Source organism: Paenibacillus sp. FSL H7-0716 (assembly GCF_038002705.1).
GTDB lineage: Bacteria > Bacillota > Bacilli > Paenibacillales > Paenibacillaceae > Paenibacillus_AQ > Paenibacillus_AQ odorifer.
The window spans coordinates 36206-56722 of record NZ_JBBODA010000003.1; the positions used below are offsets into that span (position 1 = coordinate 36206).

At 46.7% G+C, this 20517-nt stretch carries 13 protein-coding genes; 3 read left to right on the plus strand and 10 right to left on the minus strand.

Going from position 1 to position 20517, the window contains the following annotated elements; genetic code table 11:
- The first annotated feature begins 187 nt into the window (after positions 1 to 187).
- A complete protein-coding gene (locus MHH60_RS04960; protein ID WP_076138295.1) occupies positions 188 to 1450 on the plus strand; it encodes a TraB/GumN family protein in 1263 nt (420 codons plus the stop codon).
- A gap of 189 nt (positions 1451 to 1639) precedes the next feature.
- Here MHH60_RS04960 and MHH60_RS04965 read toward each other — a convergent pair whose 3' ends face one another.
- The gene (locus tag MHH60_RS04965; RefSeq protein WP_076138297.1) at positions 1640 to 2929 is read right to left on the minus strand and encodes a Gfo/Idh/MocA family oxidoreductase; all 1290 of its coding nucleotides are present in this window, start codon (positions 2927 to 2929) and stop codon (positions 1640 to 1642) included.
- Positions 2930 to 3076: 147 nt separating this feature from the next.
- Here MHH60_RS04965 and MHH60_RS04970 point away from each other — a divergent pair, with 147 nt between their 5' ends.
- Positions 3077 to 3904, plus strand: coding sequence for an AraC family transcriptional regulator (locus tag MHH60_RS04970; protein ID WP_076138298.1), 828 nt, complete (start codon positions 3077 to 3079; stop codon positions 3902 to 3904).
- Positions 3905 to 4522: 618 nt separating this feature from the next.
- Here the strand turns inward: MHH60_RS04970 and MHH60_RS04975 are convergent.
- From MHH60_RS04975 to MHH60_RS05015, 9 genes are read right to left on the minus strand one after another with little or no spacing between them, the layout of a single operon-like run.
- The gene (locus MHH60_RS04975) at positions 4523 to 6742 is read right to left on the minus strand and encodes a glycoside hydrolase family 88/105 protein (RefSeq protein WP_179088951.1); all 2220 of its coding nucleotides are present in this window, start codon (positions 6740 to 6742) and stop codon (positions 4523 to 4525) included.
- A 15-nt stretch (positions 6743 to 6757) separates the two neighbouring features.
- A complete protein-coding gene (locus MHH60_RS04980) occupies positions 6758 to 8029 on the minus strand; it encodes an FG-GAP repeat protein (protein ID WP_076138300.1) in 1272 nt (423 codons plus the stop codon).
- A gap of 27 nt (positions 8030 to 8056) precedes the next feature.
- Positions 8057 to 8866, minus strand: coding sequence for a polysaccharide deacetylase family protein (locus tag MHH60_RS04985; protein WP_076138301.1), 810 nt, complete (start codon positions 8864 to 8866; stop codon positions 8057 to 8059).
- Positions 8867 to 8887: 21 nt separating this feature from the next.
- Positions 8888 to 9595 (minus strand): DUF1961 family protein, encoded by a 708-nt coding sequence (locus tag MHH60_RS04990; RefSeq protein WP_232061204.1) that lies wholly within the window; start codon positions 9593 to 9595, stop codon positions 8888 to 8890.
- 27 nt (positions 9596 to 9622) lie between these two features.
- Positions 9623 to 12259 carry an exo-rhamnogalacturonan lyase family protein gene (locus MHH60_RS04995; RefSeq protein WP_256715234.1) on the minus strand — a complete coding sequence of 879 codons (2637 nt, stop codon included), beginning with the start codon at positions 12257 to 12259 and terminating at the stop codon, positions 9623 to 9625.
- A gap of 29 nt (positions 12260 to 12288) precedes the next feature.
- Positions 12289 to 14703 carry a helix-turn-helix domain-containing protein gene (locus MHH60_RS05000; RefSeq protein ID WP_081389161.1) on the minus strand — a complete coding sequence of 805 codons (2415 nt, stop codon included), beginning with the start codon at positions 14701 to 14703 and terminating at the stop codon, positions 12289 to 12291.
- Between the two features lie 51 nt (positions 14704 to 14754).
- The gene (locus MHH60_RS05005; RefSeq protein ID WP_076138302.1) at positions 14755 to 16341 is read right to left on the minus strand and encodes an extracellular solute-binding protein; all 1587 of its coding nucleotides are present in this window, start codon (positions 16339 to 16341) and stop codon (positions 14755 to 14757) included.
- A gap of 34 nt (positions 16342 to 16375) precedes the next feature.
- Positions 16376 to 17260, minus strand: coding sequence for a carbohydrate ABC transporter permease (locus MHH60_RS05010; protein ID WP_076130713.1), 885 nt, complete (start codon positions 17258 to 17260; stop codon positions 16376 to 16378).
- Positions 17261 to 17277: 17 nt separating this feature from the next.
- Positions 17278 to 18249 carry an ABC transporter permease gene (locus tag MHH60_RS05015; protein ID WP_036675672.1) on the minus strand — a complete coding sequence of 324 codons (972 nt, stop codon included), beginning with the start codon at positions 18247 to 18249 and terminating at the stop codon, positions 17278 to 17280.
- 264 nt (positions 18250 to 18513) lie between these two features.
- Here MHH60_RS05015 and MHH60_RS05020 point away from each other — a divergent pair, with 264 nt between their 5' ends.
- Complete coding sequence (locus tag MHH60_RS05020) at positions 18514 to 20505, plus strand: beta-galactosidase (RefSeq protein ID WP_076138303.1); 1992 nt, start codon at positions 18514 to 18516, stop codon at positions 20503 to 20505.
- Positions 20506 to 20517: the final 12 nt, after the last annotated feature.

Consider the following 20517-nt stretch of genomic DNA (forward strand, 5'->3'; position numbering starts at 1 on the left):
GGCGATTTTTGCTTTGATGTGCATTATTTTGACTTTTGAATGACGTGAAGCACTGTAAGTTTACTTTCCAATCATAGGCATCAAATCAATATAGTAACAAAAGGTATAACTGTTTATGGGAAAATACGTTAAAATCAGAGAGTGGCTTACATCTTTCATTCTTTTTTAGAAACGGAGTGTCCTATTAATGAAAAAGCTAGGTGCATTATTTTTATCCATTTTCATGGTTATGTCTGTCTTTACCACTGCGCATGCTGCTGAAAAGCCTGTCGGTGTATGGATTGATGGAACCGAAGTAAAGTTAGGCAATTCTAACCCTGTTGTAGAAAAAGGAACAACCCTAGTTCCTATGCGTCCCCTGCTAGAGAAGCTTAATGTAAATATTAATTGGAATAAAAAAACCCAAACCGTAACAGGGACCAAAAATGGACTGGCCCTCTCACTGACCATCGGCAGCACAACAGCAACGGTAAACGGGGAGAAGAAAAAACTAGAGGTGGCTCCTAAAACCATCAACAATGTCACCTATGTTCCTGTCCGCTTTATAGGAGAAACGATCGGCTATAAGGTGGAGTGGAGTCCAGCGCTGCGCACCATCACTTTTGTGGCCAATACTCAAGCTGCCGGCAGCACCGGATTCTTATGGAAAGTGGAGAACAACGGCAACACCGTCTATCTGCTTGGTTCTATCCATGTGGCTAACGACAAAATGTACCCGCTGCGTCCGGAGATTGAAGCTGCCTTTGAAGCCTCGCAATATTTAGGTGTCGAAGTAGATATCTCTAAGATTGATCAAGCTGAGATCCAAAAGTTTATTTTGGAAAAAGGCTCTTATACAGATGGAACCAAGCTCAAGGATCATGTATCCGCAGATACCTATAACAAAGTGACTCAGCTGCTAAAAGCAAATGGTCTGGCGGAAAATGCATTCGATTCCTTCAAACCGTGGGTCGTTACCCAAGGTGTCTCAAGTCTACAGATGCAAGTTACAAGTTATACGGCGGATACCGGCATTGATTTATATTTTTTACAAAAAGCAGGCAAGCTGAACAAACCTATTATTGAACTGGAAAACACACAATTGCAGTTGAATATGTTCGACCAGTTCTCAGATGGATTGCAAGAAAAGCTTCTTGTCGACACACTCGGCAGCCTCAATCAAACGGACAATACTTCCACAGCAGCTTCACTGGATGCACTATCCCAAATGTGGATGCAAGGTGATGAGCAGTCGCTCGTAGCGATGACAAAAGCGGTCGCGCAAGAGCCAGAGTATTATAAAGGCCTCGTTTCCGATCGGAACGTCAACATGGTGAAGCATGTAAAAGAATATTTGAATAGTGATAAAAAAGCGACTTACCTTGTCGTCGTTGGCGCGCTGCATATGCTCGGTGACGATGGTATCGTGACCCAATTGCAAAAAGATGGCTTTAACGTCGTCAAACAATAATTGTTTTAGCTAAAATAAACAAGGCTGTCTCTTAGTCATCTACGATGATTTTGAAGACAGCCTTTTATTTTCACTTTTTTTAGCTCAATCTAAAAGTAGAAGTTGCTTAACGTGGGACAGAGCGGAGGGCCCTCCGGGATTCTGGAGAAACGCACCCTCCGAACTCATAGCCGTTTGTTCATAAACGGGCTACTTCAATTTTATTAACTGATCTACCTTAACTGGAAGTCCAGTAGCTATTGAACGATTTGCCGCAATCCCGGTCATAATAGACAACGCCCCGTCCACATGGGAAGCCGCACGATTAAAGCGATCCTCTAGCGGACGTTCAAAAATATCACGCAGCATCACAGGATCTCCGCCCCCGTGCCCCCCAACTCCTTCTTCAATCTTCACTTCATAAGGCGCTGCGAAATGAGGAAAGACCGTGATCCGCTTGTCTTTTAACGCCCCTTCATCTTCCTTGTTTCCTCCGGCATTTACATAAGACTGTTCGACGACCTTTACTTCCATCCGCCCCTTCGTTCCATTAAATACTACAATGAAGCCCTCCCAAGGCAGATAAGCATTAAGTGAATAATTCATAATCGTCTTATTTTTGTATTTGACCATAACCGCCATCGTATCCTCAATGCTGATATTATCACCGAACACACTTTGGTCTCGCAGGTAACCATCCTCATGCTCCGTATCCAGATACATCTGCTTTAACTGCTCATTATTTTTAAGATGCAGGGCAAACGGATCATTTTCTGCCGCACTGCTACCATGAGCACGCTGATAAAACTCAGTCACCCCGCGCTTCTCCGCGTTTTCTCTGCCATAAAATCTTAGATCACCCATCGCATAAACCGTATCTGGGCGCGAACCCAGCCAGAAATTCATCAAATCGAAATGATGTGTGGATTTATGAACCAACAGACCACCGCTGTTCCGTTTATCACGATGCCATCTGCGGAAGTAATCCGCCCCATGCTGCGTATTTAGCAGCCACTCGAAGTTGACGGAAAGCACTTCTCCAATCGCGCCGTCCATAATAAGTTCACGGATTTTGGTGTTGTGTGGTGCATAGCGGTAATTGAAGGTCACACGCAGCTTTTTCCCAGTCCGCTCAATCGCTTCAAGAATTTCCTGACATTTCTCTTCATCCACTGTCATCGGTTTCTCCGAAATAACATCGCAGCCAAGCTCCATCGCCCGGATAATGTAACGATGATGCGTGCGGTCAATACTCGTGACAATAACCGTGTCAGGTTTGGTTTCCTCAATCATACGGTCAAACTCATGAGCTTTATAGGTAGGAACCGCTTGATAATTATATTTTTCCTCCAGCAAACGGTTCGCATAATCCATTCTTGCTCCGTTCACATCACAAAAGCCTACAATTTCAGTGGTTTCACGATAATTCGTCGTGATCTCACCATAAAAAAACTCCGCTCGGCCGCCAGTTCCTACGAAAGCATATTTCTTGTTGGACATCAGGATCACTCCATCACTTATTGATTTAAAAGCGTTTTCTTCTTATAGTGTATAGTATAAAATACATCTGAATCTAAGCGATTATTAGCAGAAATAACAAAAACTTTGCATATATTATCCTCATGATCAGAAAGGAGCAGATTTAGCATGGAACAGGAGCCTCAGCCTTCTTTTATGATTGAGCAAATAAAAAGAGCCGGTCCATTCAGCATGGATTCCGACCATTATCACGATACTTATGAAATTTATTATTTACTCGCCGGGGAACGCAGTTATTACATTAACAATCTGATCTACACCTTGCGTAAAGGTGATCTGATTTTTATTAACAAGAACGAGCTCCATCGTACCACCTCTAAAGGCTCTGCAAGCCATGAACGGATCTTAATTAACTTTGAGGAAAGCTTTCTGCAAAAGACATTGGCGCACTTCGAGCTGCATTTTCCATTTATGGCTACACAAAGTTTGCTTTTGCGGCCCGGAGTACATGAACAGGGGGCCATTGAATATCTTCTTTTCAGCATGCTAAAAGAACAAACAGAACCACGGACACAGCAAATCCCCTATCTTCAGACGCTGCTCATCCAACTATTTATTGAAATGAACAGAATACAGGAAATCAGCCGCGAGCCCATTGCCCCTGAGAGCAGTGAGAAGCAGCTAAAAGTCTACGAAATTATCGATTTTTTACAAGCACATTATGCTGAAAAGCTTACATTGGAGCGGCTATCTGAGACTTTTTTCATCAGCAGCACCTATCTCTGCCGTGTGTTCAAGCAAACGACTGGCTTCACCATCGTAGAATATCTAAACTACATTCGGATCAAGGAAGCCCAACGTCTCTTGCAGAGCACCAACGCTAAAGTTACGAACATCGCCGAGGATACCGGCTTTGACAGCATAGCCCACTTCGGGCGTGTGTTTAAACAAATCGTTAAACGTTCGCCTTTGCAATATCGTAAGCAAAACCGCTGATCCACAGCTAGAAATCACAACCGATTCTCTATGTAGCCGCTCCGTCGATCAAAAGTACCTTATGTGAACTGTCATGGGCATACGGGGCATCGATGGCATCAGGAGCATCAGGAGCGCCGGGAGCACCGGGAGCACCGGGAGTATCGGGAGTATCGGGAGCATGGGAGCACCGGGAGCACCGGGAGCACCGGGAGCACCGGGAGCACCTGAGTAACAACAATACCCCGTCACTAGATTATCTTTTCGCGCGAACAAAGTTCATGAGGCTATCGGACCCAGTGGACCTTATTCGCAGCATAATCGCTATTTTGGGATTTTATCGGACCCCATAGTCGCTATTGGCATAAAAAGTTACCTATATTGAGCGTTTTCGAGGGAATAACGTCACTGGAGTCCGGAAATGGCCTCAAAAAGCGATTAATCTGCAAATAACGTCATCTGAGTCCGCATAACTTTGTCTAGCAGGAGTAATCGGCGGTTTCAAGGGGGGCCGGGGGGGTTCGGGGGGTTAAGCAGCACTGTAACGCATAACAAGAGCAGCGATCCCCACTAATGGAGAATCGCTGCTCCGCTGGCATTTTGTGATTAATACGGTCGTTTCATTCCTCATCATGCCATTCATTTTGCTTCGTTATGTGATTTCATTTCCAAATCTCGTACGAGCCTGTGAACCTCAATTCCGGCCAGCAGCACGATGCCAATCCCATGTGTATCGTTTAATTGCCAGGTCAATTCATCTTTATAATACAGTTTGTTAAACGAATAACCCGAACCGCGGCAGACACCGTAAACATTGCCTTGTTTGTCAATACAATGACGGGTTAAGCCGCTCCAGCCGTTGATTGCAGAGGTTACGTATGACTCTGGTTCCAGCAGCCAGCCGCAGCGTACGCCTCTAGCAAAAGCATAAATAAACATAGAGGTACAAGAAGCCTCCGCGTAAGACTCAGGATCCGTCAACACTTGATGCCATAAGCCCCGCTCATCTTGCAGCTTAAGATAGCCTTTACTAAGCTCACGGAAATAATCAAGCAAATCAGCCCGCAACGGATGTTGCTCAGGCATAACTTCAAGCAGCTCAGTCAGCGAAAAAATCACCCAACCATTACCTCTGCCCCAAGGCACGCCATTGGGTTTATTAAACTTATAATCATATACATGATGCATAATGCCAAGCTCCGGCTGGAACAGCCGCTCCTTGTAATGTAAAAACTGCGCCGCCGCATCATCAAGATAAGCCGCATTTCCGGTCAATTCATAATATTTGCTTAGAAATGGCGTGCTCATATACAGATCATCACACCACATCGTCCGCTGCATGAAATCAACTGTGCCACTGGTCCGATACAGAGCTCCGTCAGGCAGCCTGCTCTGCACTTTAGTAATGTAATTGGCAATTTCAGCAGCAGCTTCCGGTGCGCCCTGTAGTGGACGAAGCTTATTTGCTTCCAGCATCGTTGCCCCGAAGGATCCGCAGTCGTCCAGCGAATCCATCAGCGCCAGCTGATGATTGATGCCCGGAGCGCCATAACGTCCAAGGTCCCATAAGGCATATTCATGCAGCCCTGTACATTGCTCAATATGGTGTTGTGCATATTCGGCATAATGGGTAGCCTTAAGCTCTACTCCTGTTCTCAGCAATCCGTACAGGGTTACGCCTAGAGGGTAATTCCAGCGCCCAAACATAACATTCTCCAAATAAGGCCTAACCCAGCTATTCGGTTGGTCCACCCGCCAAAAGGTTACTTCATCCGCTTCCCCAAATAAAGTATCCATAGAGGGCAGTTCTAAGACTTTCGGCGCTGTCCCCGAGGTGAATAGTCCAAGGTACAACCAAGGATCAGTTAATCCTTCGACTGAATAAGGTTGCACGAGACAACACGGAATACCGCCAGACCGTAAGTTCAATTCAAATCCCCAGTTTTCCTCTCCGCAGACGGACTCCACGACGAGATCATGTAGTCCATAACCAAGCTCCAGTTGGATATCAAGCATGCCTGTCGTGTTCTGGTGCTCAGCTACAAGTTCCCCATTCACATAGATAGAGAATTCAACCATTCCACGATAGCTACCTTGCAGACGAATGTCGTCTTTCTGTAGGCTGTTAACTTCCAGCTTACACCAAGCAAACGCCTTGGCTCCCAGCTTTTCCCCAAATATACGTGAACAGTTGCCAGATGCCTGTTCCTGTGGCGACCATTGCTGTATCGGAAACCAAGCGCAGCGAGCAGTCATTTGCTCTTCAGTGAATTCAGCCTTCAGCCAAGCTGCCCAAGACGTCTGCTGGGGTCCACTATATATCCAACCTTCACAACCGCTTAACTGCGCCGTTGGAGTAAGAAAGTGTACCGGTGCACCTTTGACACTGCCCGTTCCAAAAACCCCTCCGCAACCTGTACCTGTTGCAACATACTCCAGTACAAGATGGTTCCAGCCTTTATCCATGCCCGCCCGAAAAAACGTCCTCCGGTCCGGAAACACATCATCATTTAGATTGGAGCTAAACACCAGACGTCCATTTATGTAAACCTTAACTGGACTGTAGCAACTAACTGAGAAAGGGGCTTCTACCTCATTGTCACTCCACAGCTTTCCCCATACATATACGAATTGTCCCACCTCTAGCTCCGGCAGTCGTTCTTCCAGATTCATATCGTAACGGCAGTCGCGGAGCCGGTTGAAACCACTCTGTGAATGTACCCGGTAAACCGGAGGCTGCGGGGGATAGGCACCGATAAAACGGCTGGCCACAGTGGCCAGTACATTTTCGATTTTGCCCCCATTAGATTTGGCAATACAATCAGGATCAGGAAAGTATTCTGGAATATAAGTACTCACTAAGCGTATCCTCCTTCACACCGTTATTTCTCCACCAGGATACAGCGTCGAGTTGTACAATCTTTTAGCGTGAGGTAACGATTTCTCAGAGGCACAGGTACTAATATCTATCCTCTCGCTTGAATATACCGTTGCTGACTCATCATTATAAATTACAACCTGTTCCCTGCCACATCCCAGAAGATCGCCGTGAACGGCATAACCTTCCTCCTTGAATTCAGCTACAACCCTCATATGTCCATCGTACAAAGCAGGATATACCCCGCCTCCCCGGCGGTAAGCGAGAATATAATCTGGAGAACCCTCTTGCCAGTTGCTCACGGCTTCCACTATAGTCAGCCAACCGTCGGTTGTACGTTCTTCTTTCCACAGTTCCTTGCCATTACAGTCTAGAAGAAACAACGCATCCTTGCCCTTCAGCCCTTTGCCATCATCTTCGCGGATCATTCGGTCCAGACCGGCAACCTGAAGGCCAGGCAGTTCAGGCCGGAATCGGCCTAACGCCAGATGCTGTGACTCTATGGAACCGTCATAACGCCAAAGCTCTTGCCCGTCCCGGTCATACATCACCGTTACGCTTCCGCCGACAACCAGTTCAGGATAACCATCTCCATTCACATCGCCAACCCAAATACAGTCCGCGTGGTCATCCAGATCGTGGCAGCTCCATAATAAATTACCTTTAGAATCAAGCAGATCATAACCTGCCATCACTTGATCCTGTCCATTTCCATGAAGATCGTGAACCCACGGATAATGTCCTACATTGCCTGTATGCGTCCATAATAAATTGAAATCCTTATCCAAGGCCCACAGTTGATGATAACGGTCCTTCAGAATGATGTCGGAAGCATGTTCTTGCCCTGTTAGATTGGCGATGATAATACAATCATGTGCATGTTCAGCAGGTAAGTCGTATATCGACTTAACCGTTCCTGTTGAACCTTCAAGAATATGAAACCGTCCATCCATTACACATAATACTTCCAGCGCCCCATCACCATCTATATCATAAATTTGCGCTGGATAGTCCGAGCCTTGGCTGCCAGCGTCAGGATCAGGTGTGCCCACCTGCCACAGCAGCTTGCCATCCATATCAAAAGCGGTCAGGCATTGCACCTGATGGGGAATATAACGAACATCCTGGCGATTATCCGGCTGAACCAGCAGCATTTCCGCACGTCCATCCCCATTCAGATCGCCAATAAGCATTTTGCAGCGTGGACCGGCAGCGGAAATATCTACTTTTGCCAGCTGATAGACTAATTGTGTGTCCTTCGTTTTCATTAGAATCCTCCTGTCTTCTCTCTTCGATTAGATCTCAGGGAAACGGACGGTTTGTCCGCCTGCTACTTCTATAATCATACCGTCGATTTCCAGCCAGACAGATACCGCTCCCGGATTATATACAAAATCCCGAGCAGCGGAGATAATAAGGGCTTCACAAGCCTTCATATAATGAACGAGTTCAATATTTGTCGCGTACCAGATTTCCTCTAGTCCTCCCACTACTTCACAGAAGCTTTCCATCAGCTCCCAGTTATTATCGTTATCAAATTCATAACTATGACCCCACACATACATCAGATATAAATACTGCCGTTTATGCAGTTTCACGAACTGCTCCGCATGCTCCAGCAAATGATCATTATGATGGCAAGTCCCCCGCCATTCCAGCCAATCCTCCGGCAGCCCAAAGCCGCCGCCAGTGGTCTGCACCACACGGGCATATTCCATGCCTAAATGAGGCAAAAGCTTCTTTATCTCCTTGTTAAAGGAACCGTTAGGATAAGACATCCCCCGTATCGGCACCTGGAGCAGCGTCTCAAAATACTTTCGATCCTCCATAATCTCATGGATGATTTGCTCCTGCGGACAACGGGCCAGCGTCGGATGGTGTTGCGTATGGACAGATACCTCATGTCCCTGGTACAGCTCAGTTATTTCATCTGCCGTAATACGATCACCTTCACCCAGCAGACCAGAATTGAGATGAAATGTTCCTCTAATCCCATGGCGGTTAAATAGTCCTACCAATCTTTCGTCAGCCCGTCTGCCGTCATCATAGCTCATTGTAAGCGCCTTATGTCTGCCCTCAGGGTAACAATAATAAATAATAGACATCCATCTGAAGCCTCCTTCGCATTACTGTCCAAAAACCGTCAGATTCGAGTATTCAGCAATCAGGGGTGCCATCTGTCGGAACCCAATTTTCCCGCCTGTCAGTAGCGGCCCATAGGTTTCACCATCATCTATCCATGTAAAAATCGGCAGTTCATTGATTGCAAAAAACAGCATAGGGCCACGTTTCACCACTAACATCCGGTAGGGCTCAGTCATGTCGCTGACGTCCGGAAGCGGATCGGCTGCCTGCGTAACCAGATGAAAACCATAACTTTTGCGCAAATTACAGGTATGAAATTCACGTTCTTCCACCCAACGCCTGCGAAAATACGAGATATGATACGTGTCTATCTGCCCGTGATGGTATTGATCATATTCACCCGTACGGCGAGCAAGCGTGGAATCAAATAAATCCTTCCCACCCTCTCCTTTGGCCGCTACAAACAAAATCGCCAACCCCGGCTCACGCAATGGCCGGAAATTCCAAGATACGGCGAGATCTGCCGGGAACTCTTCTGGACACCAGAGAACGACATTTGCTTGTTGTCCGGCCTCGGCATGGATAGTACTCTCTAGTCTCATTCGTTGCAAAGGGAAGGAAACCGCTCCCTCTCCCTCCATTTGGAATCCAGCGATATCACTAGTTGAAGCGAGGGGATTATGGTAGATTGGTTTCCATGCTTCAGGGATCAAACCACCTATACCCGTGTCCTGCATCGGCCTAGCCATAAATCATTCCTCCCCACAATGAAGCCTTTAATTCGCGCGTTCCGGTAAAGCACTACCGATTAATTCCAAGGCAATAATCGTATTTAAAGACCACTGCGAGGCTTCATTTGTATTCATCCAATCGATCTCATTTAACTCAGTCATATAAGTGACCCGATCAGCTTCCTCCTGTAGATTCACACAACCAAACGGATTCTCCAGCAGAATCGACCAGCACCGCTCTGCCGTCGCTGGATCCTTGCGGTAATATGCTCCATATGCCGCAATGGCTACGCTGAGTACAGGATGCTCAAAACGGAGTTTTCCTGAAATCAACCCTCCTGTAAATGCGTCCTTCTCTTCTTGTGGCAAATTATAAAATACACCGAACTCAGCCAGCATATCTTCCCAGTCCGGGTCCTCCAGCATTGCCGCCAGCTCGAACCACACCTGCGGACCTCCCATACTAATCGCTAAATGACGCCCCCAGTTATCGTCGCCCATTCCTGACAATAGGCCAGTTGCCGGATCATAACCATATGTGGGACCAGATAATAGCCGTAAATTTGCCCTTTTGATGCAATTCATGCCTGTTATAATCTTGTCACGATAAGCGGTATCCTCGAACCGCTCCCAGCGGGTCATCCAATTAGAGCTAAAGGCTGCCCAGTCCGGACCCACCCTAACATGAGTCGGGAATTCATCCTTCGGAAAATACGCCCGCATCGGGTCCAGAGTAACTGTTGAATAATCAGCATCCTTTACACTGTCCATAATATCGCCGACCCGCTCGTCTCCGGTCAGATAATAATAGTAGCGATGCAGACCCGCCATGGCGATACGAGCCTCTTTGCAGCCGCAGCCCCAGTGGATGACATTATGCCGCGAGCCTAGTCCGGCGTATTCGCCAAAATGATATACATCTACCTCACTCGTATGCCTGGTCATAGCTTCAGCCATTCGGAACACATCCGCTCTCCCGGACCGGAGAAACGTTACCCACAACCACATATTTGGCACCAGCTCGGAATTCTGCCAGGCGCAGCCACCGAGATCATAGTTCCATACATGTCTGACCGGATCGTAGCTGTGCATGAAATCTCCGTAGTCCCAAAAACCGTACCATTTGCGCTGCTCGATCTCTTCCTTGTAAAAGGAGATGATCCCGTCCAGCCGCTCTTCCAGATACGCCTTGGCTGGCGTGCTCCGATCAGGCAAACTCCAGAAACCAAAAGCACCCGCTTCATGATAATAAGTTGGTTCGCAAACCAGCAATGAAGGTTCATCAGCTTCTGCCTGCATCCGCTGCAACAATTCAGGCCCGGGAGTCTGTGCCGTACACCAGAATGTTAGCTCGCTAGTATTAGCGATACCAAATGGAGTGGCCCGTAATTCTTCTGCACCTTCATACGAGGATTCCACATGCGTTTTCGTATCATAATGCCGTAAGTCCATAGCTGCCGCATCAGGTGACCAGAACCAGACAGTAAGAGCTGCCGCGTCTGTGGCAGTGGAACCAATCTCCATTCCTGCCGGATGCTTACGCCAGAAATTCTTCATCCCGACGGCTAGCCCTCCGCCCTCTGCCCCAACATAACCAAGCCCACCTGCCCGGCGGCCTTCTGCTGCCTTGATCCAAGCGCACCCATCCTCTGTCCGCTTCCAGATCCCATAATGTTCGGAAGAATCTTGAACCAGCCGAAAGCTGCCCCAAGTCGCGGAGTCATCCAATAAACTAAGAAAATAGGCATCCTCTTCTGGATCAAATTTCACAGCACATCCTGCTACCTGATCGACGAATAAATCACGGTACTTACCTTTGGTTCGCCGTGTATGCAACGTCTTAGGAGACTCGCTAAACAAGCCGCTATCTCCGGCAAAACGAACATGGCGGTTGTGTAGCGGTCCACGCAGCGGCACTGTGAATTCTATTCCTAATCCTTTAATAAAATCCTGCTGCGGATTACCGTCATAATGAAACGTATGAACTAATCGAATAGATTCCAGCCCAGCATAAAAATATAAACGTAACGTATAGGGAAGCCACTCACGAGCACTGTGCGAAGCTTGGTGGAGTCCCTCTAGCTTCACTACTGCGCGAACGGGTCCGTCTTGTTCAAGGATGGCACTTAACGTTCGTCCTGCGAATCGCTCCTCACGTATGCTCAGGGTGCCAGCACCCTCATCCCTCTGTTCACGTATACATACAAGCTCGCCACTACTGCATACTTCGGTTCCTTCCGTGTCCGCCGGATTTCTGCGCACAATACTGCGGATAAGACCCTTCCCCTGCTTGTTAACCGTGCAAATAATAACACCTGTATCTATAATGAAAGCTTCCTCTGTTTCCTGCACAGTTAGTCGCTCAGTCACTTCCGTAGCTGAAGTCGCTTGATTTATTGTCATTGTCGCTAAGGAATCCTGCTGAATATCCGAATTTTTGTTTACTACTGAGTGCGTGGACCATTTGATGCTCCCGTCTGGCCAAAAAGCTGCTGGCCAGCTTTGCAGCGGCATATGCTTTTCGTTCTTCGGCATACTTAAGCAGAGATTCTTTAACGATTCCCTGTCAAGCGCTCCTTTTTTCCAAGGAACCCCCCAGGTAACACCCACATCAATAGCAGGCTTGTTTAGCCAAAGCAGGCTAATCGGCAGAGCCGTAGGCACAACAACCATCTCCTTCATACGTTCTTCGCCGCACGTCCTCTTTACTTTTAAAGAGCTTCATTATTATGGCTTAGCTCTCTATAGCGGCTTGGAGTTATTCCCTCTTGTTTCTTAAAAATCCGGTTAAAATAGCTATGCTGATAACCCACCTGTTCAGCTACATCGTTAATTCGCAGTGAGGTATCACGCAGCAGCTCCTTGGCTTTATCAAGCCGTAATTCGGTCAGATAATCGATGAAATTTTTCCCGGTGACCCGTTTGAATGATTTACTCAGTAAAAATGGGCTGATCCCTGTATAATCCGCACATCCATCCAGCGAAATATTATCCATATAATGCTCATTGATATACATCATGGCATGCTCAATCGTCCGTTTGATTCCGGCATCCGAACGCTCACTCAGCTCCGTCAGATACGGTGCGACTACTTTTTCCTGAAACCAGGCAAGGATAAGCTTCGGCTCATGAATTTGCGACAGTGCCGCATACAGATTAGCCCCTTTGAACAGTTGGTTTGGATGAATGCCTGAGACCATAATGGCATGCTGAATACTGCCTAACAAATGAAGCATGCCCTGCTGCACATCAATCACTTTTGCCCCATTGGCACACAGTGCCTCCAGAAATTCCTCCAACAGCCGGTAAGCCTCTTCCGCTTCTCCTGTGCGCAGGGCCTGAATCATTCCGCGCTCCAAAGTGAACGAATATTGCGGTTCAGGCGTACTTTGCCCCTCACGATCCAGTAGCTCCATATTAATAATCTGGTTCTCACCACCAAACTGGCGATAACTAGCGGCTTGCTTCGCAGCCTCGAACGCTAGCGGAATACCGGATATCCTTCCAACCGGTGCACTAAACGCCACTGTTACCCTCATTTTTAACATGCGATTAATCGTTCCTGTCAGTTCTTCGCTAAAGGCTTGCACCGCTTCCAGCGATGGATTCGCAACGGGTTCGATAAGAAGTAATCCTGCCGTGAGATCATGGAAATTGATAATATCAGCCTGGTTGAAGTGCTCGGCAGACAATTCTCCGATAATATTGACGGCGGCGAATGATACAAGACTTTCATCACCGTTGCGGAACTTTCCCTCCTGGCTGGAGATGCCTGTAAGCTGAATATAAAGAATAATATAATGACAATCCTCTACTTCCCACTTAAAACGCCGCATCCGGCTTTGCAGATCCTGCTCAGAATAAGAATATAAATACCCCTGAAACAGCTGATGCAGGAAGCTTTCCTTCACATGTGGAAGCTGCTCGGAAAGAGTGTACTTCAGAGCATGGCTCTCCCCGTGCAAGTTCTGCCAATGCCGTTCAATCAGAATGAACTCATCCTCCCTACTCGCAGCCGCTGCTTGGTCAGGCAACAAAGTCTGCAGCAACCGTCCTATCGGTGAATAGATTTTACGGGAAGCAAACCAAGACAGAATCGCCGCCAGCAGCAAAGCACTAAAGCTAACTAAAAATATCAGTCTTGAAATGAAGACGACAGGTGAAGTTATGCTGGTTATCGGTGAAGCGGACACATAGAGCCAATCTGCGGAGAGTCGGGAAAACTCACCATAAGTCACTGCATATGTAGCCTTACCCCAGTCGAAGAGAAAAGAGGACTCAAGATTTGACTCCTGGTTCGCGCCCCGTTTCACAATCTCATTATGCAATGCGGTTAGTAAGGGAGAATCCTCGGCACTGTCTCCAGCAGATACGTACAAATCCCCCGTCGTCTGCAGCAAAAATGTCTCGCCGCTATTATAAGGTGTCATAGTTCGTAGCATCGCAGCTACTTTCTCCGTATCCATGCGGAGCAAAAGAGCCCCAAAGGGCTTCAAGCTTCCGCCCGGAATATGATGGACAAGCGTTAATTCTTTGACATTTGGTTTATTGGGATCGAATGCCCACTGCGTCCAATAGGTGCTTTGTTCAGTTTCAATTAATCTGTCATATTGACCAGATATCGCGTTGGAGTCAATCGTGCCATATTCGGGATTAAATAGTAATGGATGATCTCCTGATAGATAGAGTTCAACGTTACTCGTCATCGTGTTTGAGCCCTGCATCACTACGAGTGTCTTCGTAATATCCCAAGCCCGCTCATGATCCTGAATAAAATCAACGCCATTCAAGCTGTAATCAAACTTGGGATCAAAAGCCCAATGTGCCAGCATCAGCTCCAGATTGGACAGCTGATCATCAATATTAGCCGCCCGCTGTTCAATCTGCCTGTTATGCATCTGCAGCAGCTCGCTCTCCAGACGTCCCCCTGCCATCCAGTAGACAAGCGCACCAATAATAAACCCCGGAATAGATGACACCACCAGCATAATGATCAGGTTTTTCCGATAATACCGGCCTTTACAGCCTGACCAGCCTTTTGTATAACGCTTCCATTTCGCCACATTTCTCATCACTATGCTCTCACCAGCCGAATCAGATAAATTTGAAGTGCAATCGAACCACATTCGTTTTGCTCCTCAGATCCTTTCCAGCCGGATAAAAGCACTAGGAAGGATCTAGTGGTCAGCCTTAGCGTATAATTCGTTCATTTCCTTTACTAAATCATCTCCACCTGTTTTTCTCCATACGTCAAATGCTGATTTCAATTCAGCTTCATCAATTTGTCCTACAATATACTTTATGCGTGCATCATTAATTACATTGTCGAGTTGAGCACCCTTTTGCGAATATACTGTGGAAATAAAGGCCTCTGCCGGATTAACTACGATCGAAGCTTCATTTGCCTTTTGAACTTCAGTTTGTTTAAGACGCAGCGGTGTTTGTGCTACAGTCTTGGACTTATCCTCAGGAATATAGGCCAATATTTGATTTAGGCCTTCCACTTCTGACTCCACAAGTACAGTGTCTTTGGAGCGTTCAATAAAACCATCCACCATCGTGTAGTGAGTACCTTCCAAACCAAAACCTAACATCGTTTGTAATTCCGGATTATTGATTTGATCTAGAAAAGCCAGTACCCGTTTCAGTTCTTCTTCGCTCTTCACAGATGATTTTGGAATAGCCAGCATGCCCGAGAAACCAGAGGTCGGCAATGTGTGTAGCTTGCCATCCGTACCTGTTACGCCCCCGCTTACATCTACATAATGTTTATCCGGTTCGTCTTTGCCTTCTTTTTCTAGCGCAGCGTGAATTTTATCATCCACCCGGGCGCCTGTATCGACCACATCGACGATTACTCCTGCCTTATTGTTCACGATCGGATCTGTCCATTTGGCACTGTCCATCACAGCGAAGTCGGAGTTGATCAATTTCTCATCATACAGCTTCTTCATGAACTTAAGCGCTTCCAAATATTCCGGATATTCATGCTCAGGCACCAGCTTGCCATCTTGCACGCCCCATTTATTCGGTGTTCCAAACCATAACTTAATGGTATCAAAACCGCTGGCCCATTGGCCGCTCCATTTGACCAGCACCATGCCATAAGTATCCTCTTTACCATTGCCGTCTGGATCTTTTTCCTTGAACGCTTTCAGCATATTGTAGAAATCATCTACTGTCTGCGGTGTTTGCAGCCCCACCTTCTCTAACCAATCCTTACGGAAAACCATACCGTTACGGCCGAGTACACGCCCCCGATAGATTCCGTAATTCTTCCCATCAATAGCCGAGTTTTTCAGAATAACCGGGTTCGCTTGGCTTAAATTCGGATAATCCTTAAGATAAGGCCCTACTTCCCAGAATGCACCCGATTTGGCAGCGTTCACAAAACTAGAAGCCTTAACATCCCCCACGTAGATAATAGTCGGCAGCTTCCCAGAAGCTAGCGTAATATTAAATTTATCTGCATAAGATGCGTTCGGGACCCACTCAAAGTGGATTTTTGTGTGGGTCTGCTTCTCCAGTTCAGCAGCAACCGGACTGCCATCCTTCGGATAATTTGTTTTGAATATCGGCAGCATGAGGGTCAGATCCAGCGGGGACTCGCTTTTCTCTTCTCCAGTATTACTACTCCCCTCACTTTTGCTGTTAGAACCAGCAGATTCATTACCTGAGCAACCTGCAACAACAGTGGTAACCATCATAGCCACAAGTAAAAGTAACAACCAGCGCTTCTTTTTTACCGAACGATTAGCTTCCATTATTATACCTCCAAATTGGAATAAGTTAAGTTTGCTATCCTTTAACAGAACCCAGCATCACCCCTTTAGCGAAATGTTTTTGCAGAAATGGGTACACACATAAAATTGGCAGAGTACCTACTACAATAACCGCCATTTTAATCGACTGCTCCGGTGGCTGCACGAAGCTCGGATCCATAGAACTCATATCGCCAGCCGCAGATTGGGATAACATTACGATCTGTCGCAGCATCACCTGCAGAGGCCATTTTGTCGGATCCGTAATGTAGAGCAGTGCCGAGAAGAAATTGTTCCAATGTCCCACAGCATAGAACAACGTAAATGTAGCGAGAACCGGTTTGGATAAAGGAAGGACAATCTTCCACAACAAGCCCAGCTCAGAACAACCATCAATACGCGCCGCTTCTTCCATTTCTATAGGCAGCTCCTGAAAAAAGTTTTTGACAATAATCAGGTTAAAGGCGCTAATTGCTCCCGGTAAAATAAGAGAATTGAGCGTATCCAGCAGATGCAGCTCCCGAATGACGAGATAGGTTGGAATCATTCCTCCACCGAACAGCATCGTAAAAATAACTAGGTTGAGTACCAAATTACGGCCCATCAGATATCGTTTTGCCATCGGATAAGCCATAGTTACCGTGAAGAATAAATTAACGACAGTTCCGATTACCGTAACATAAATAGAAACCCCTATACTGCGCATAATCGTATCTGTTGAAAAGATAAATCGGTAGGCGTCAAATGAAATCGTGGTCGGGATCAGGAATACAGCACGTTTAGTAATTTCCGCATCTGTAGCGAAGGAGCCCGAAACCACAAAGAGGAAAGGGAGAATTGCTACGATTCCGATAATCCCTAAAAATATATAATTGAATATATCAAATGCAGTTCCACCCGTACTCTTGTATTGTTTGGCCACGGCAAGCTTCTCCCTTCTCAATAAAGTCCAGATTCACCAAATTTTTTTGCGATCCAATTCGTTCCGAGCACAAGCGTCACACCGATTATTGATTTGAATAATCCAACAGCCGTGCTGTAACTAAAAGCTCCCTGGGTAATCCCCAGTGCGTATACATAGGTATCGAACACCTCACCTACTTCACGATTAAGAGCATTCATCATTAAATAAATTTGTTCAAAACCGTTATCCAAAATCGTTCCCATCCGAAGAATAAGTAAAATAACAATTGTACTGCGGATAGCAGGCAACGTAATATGCCAAATCTGCCGCCACCGGTTCGCACCGTCTACTACCGCAGCCTCATATTGCTCCACGTCTACACCGGCCAGCGCTGCCAGGAATATAATCGTCCCCCAGCCGCACTCCTTCCAGATCGTCTGGAGAATAATCAATGGACGGAACCAATCGGGATTAGCTAGAAAATCAATTTTCCTGCCTGTAAACGTATACAAAAACTCATTTACAGTCCCGCCTTCCGTAGTTAGAAATACATAGCTCATACTGGCCACAATGACCATGGATATAAAGTGCGGAACATAAATCATCGTTTGTATCGTCTTTTTATAGAAGGAAAGCCGTATTTCATTTAGAAGCAGTGCCAGAATAATCGGCGCCGGAAAAAAGAAAATCAAATTATAAAACGATAACAATAACGTATTGCGCAGCAGCATAAAGAAATCGGGATTCTGGAAAAAAACACGAAAATGCTCAAAACCTACCCATTCACTTTTCTGAAAACCAAGAAACGGCTGGTAATTCTTAAAAGCTAACAGCACGCCCCACATCGGAACATATTTGAAAACAAGAAAATAAAGGACTCCAGGGAGCAGCAGAATATATAACCATTTATCACGTTTAAAACGTTTCCATCTTCTTACCCGGATATTTCGATAGGTCTGCGGTTTTGGCTGTTGTTCTGCAGTTCCCGGAACTGTTACGTGCTTCATCCTGTTCACCTCCATTTGTCATGTACAGCTCGCGATTACTGTAGCCATGGATTACTGCAATCACCCTTACTGCGACTCCTATTATGCTGCTAGTGATTTTTTCCAGCAATCGGACTTTTTTGAACGCTCTATATAAGCTAAAAATCCCATTTTATCTAAAAAGTCCAAACCGCGCAAAAGTTTACTATTGTCCGTAAGACATTAAGCACCTATGATTCCAAGTGATGATTTCCAGCAAATGTTTGCCTTAAAGGAGGAACTGAATTGAAGAACAAGCTATACTACGGTGCTGCTTGGTATCCCGAGCTATGGAGTGAAGAGGTGCTTGAGCAGGACATCCTTCTAATGAAAGAAACGGGGATTAATATCGTACGAATCGGAGAATTCATTTGGTCTGCCTTGGAGCCAGAAGAAGATAAGATTGATATTGGTCCCGTCGCGAAATATATCGAAAGGTTACATAGAAACGGAATTGACACAGTAATGTGTACGCCGACACCTACACCCCCCATCTGGCTTACTCATGGACATCCTGAGCGCTGTTATGTGGATGAAAGCGGAACGGTAATGGGACATGGAGCACGGCAGCATATCTGTACGAACAATCCTTATTTTCGTAAGCGGGCTGCCATCATTACGGAGCATATTGCCAAGGAGACCGGAGCACTTCCGGGGTTAACCGCCTGGCAGCTCGATAACGAATTCAAAGCGCATGTGGCGGAGTGTATGTGTGAAACCTGTAAAGGCTTATGGCATATCTGGTTGCAGCAGCGCTATAGCTCCATTGAAAGGTTGAATGAGGCATGGGGAACAGCCGTCTGGAGCCAAACTTATCAACGTTTTGATCAGGTGCCACAGCCAGGGCCCGCACCTTTCCTCCACAATTCATCCCTGCGGACGATGTACCGCTTATTTTCAATGGAAAAGATCGCTGAATTCGCCGATGAGCAGGCTGATATTATCCGCCGCCACTCCACTGCGCCAATTACCCACAACAGCAGTGTCGCTTTTCATCTAGATAATGAGCGGCTATTTCAAAATCTCGACTTTGCTGCCTACGACACCTATGCCTCACAGGAAAATATGCATGCTTATCTGCTTAACTGTGATCTGTGGCGAAATTTCAAGCCGGGAAAAGATTTCTGGATAATGGAGACCGGACCCTCGTTTGCCGCATCTCTAGTGAGTTTTGGTGTGCCACATCCGAACGGATATCTGAAAGCAGAAGCAGTTGCCGCCTATGCGCTGGGTGCAGGTGCATTTTGCTATTGGCTCTGGCGCCAGCATACTTCCGGAAGTGAACAAACGCATAGCTCGATCCTTAGTGCCTGGGGAGAACCCGCTCTAGGGTACGTTAATGTGCTGGAGGCCAATCAAGCACGGCAAGAAATTGAACAAATTATGCTCTCCACCCGGCCCCTTCGGGCAGATGTTGCGATTACCTATTCGGACAGAACCAAAGCTTATCTCGCAACTGAACCTCATCGGAAGCTAAATTATCGTAGTCTGCTGGGCGATTTCTACAAAAGAATTCTTCATATGGGCATTCACAGGGATCTGCTGCCAGAAGGCGGAGACTTAACGGGATACAAGCTGTTATTCACTCCATTCGTACATTATTTGTCCCCCGAGTATGTGCAAAGTGCCCTGGACTTCACAGCAGCTGGCGGGATTTGGATTGTCGGTCCTCTTACCGGAGGACGAACGAAGGAGCATACCCTTCACACGAATGCCGGACTTGGGGAATTGGAACGGTTAGCAGGCGTCAAAACTAAGTTTACCTATCCGCTGGAATCAACAGGCACGATTGGACACGCTTTTGGTCTATCTGCTCCCTTGTCCTTGTGGAGTTCTGTTTTTGAACCTGTTTCAGAGTCCGTTTCCAGTATCGGAATGATTACGGAGGGGGTGACGCCGGGGTTGTCCTTCCTGACGGAGCAGCCTTACGGACAAGGCACTATTGTTATGCTGGGTTCAATGCCTGCCGGTGAAGAAGGCAACCTAATGTTATGTAAACTCATTGATCATTATGCAGAACGTGCTGGTGTTACCCTACGCAGTGATGTCACTAAGGGAACCCTTGTCTGCCCTAGAAGCGATGACCAAGCTGCCGAAGTCTGGACCCTTGTAAATATGGATGGACACGGGGGAAGTCTCACACTCCCGCGGGACGGACATGATGTTCTCTCAGGCAAATCCGTGGCCAACGGTCCCCTCTCCCTTGGTGCATATGAGTACCGAGTAATCCGGTTATAAATACTTATCCTT

Bases quoted from the DNA above. Each gene is read 5' to 3' on its own strand.
- MHH60_RS04960 (WP_076138295.1), top strand. From the start codon at position 188: ATGAAAAAGCTAGGTGCATTATTTTTATCCATTTTCATGGTTATGTCT.
- MHH60_RS04965 (WP_076138297.1), bottom strand. From the start codon at position 2,929: ATGTCCAACAAGAAATATGCTTTCGTAGGAACTGGCGGCCGAGCGGAG.
- MHH60_RS04970 (WP_076138298.1), top strand. From the start codon at position 3,077: ATGGAACAGGAGCCTCAGCCTTCTTTTATGATTGAGCAAATAAAAAGA.
- MHH60_RS04980 (WP_076138300.1), bottom strand. From the start codon at position 8,029: ATGAAAACGAAGGACACACAATTAGTCTATCAGCTGGCAAAAGTAGAT.
- MHH60_RS04985 (WP_076138301.1), bottom strand. From the start codon at position 8,866: ATGTCTATTATTTATTATTGTTACCCTGAGGGCAGACATAAGGCGCTT.
- MHH60_RS04990 (WP_232061204.1), bottom strand. From the start codon at position 9,595: ATGGCTAGGCCGATGCAGGACACGGGTATAGGTGGTTTGATCCCTGAA.
- MHH60_RS04995 (WP_256715234.1), bottom strand. From the start codon at position 12,259: ATGAAGGAGATGGTTGTTGTGCCTACGGCTCTGCCGATTAGCCTGCTT.
- MHH60_RS05000 (WP_081389161.1), bottom strand. From the start codon at position 14,703: ATGTGGTTCGATTGCACTTCAAATTTATCTGATTCGGCTGGTGAGAGC.
- MHH60_RS05005 (WP_076138302.1), bottom strand. From the start codon at position 16,341: ATGGAAGCTAATCGTTCGGTAAAAAAGAAGCGCTGGTTGTTACTTTTA.
- MHH60_RS05015 (WP_036675672.1), bottom strand. From the start codon at position 18,249: ATGAAGCACGTAACAGTTCCGGGAACTGCAGAACAACAGCCAAAACCG.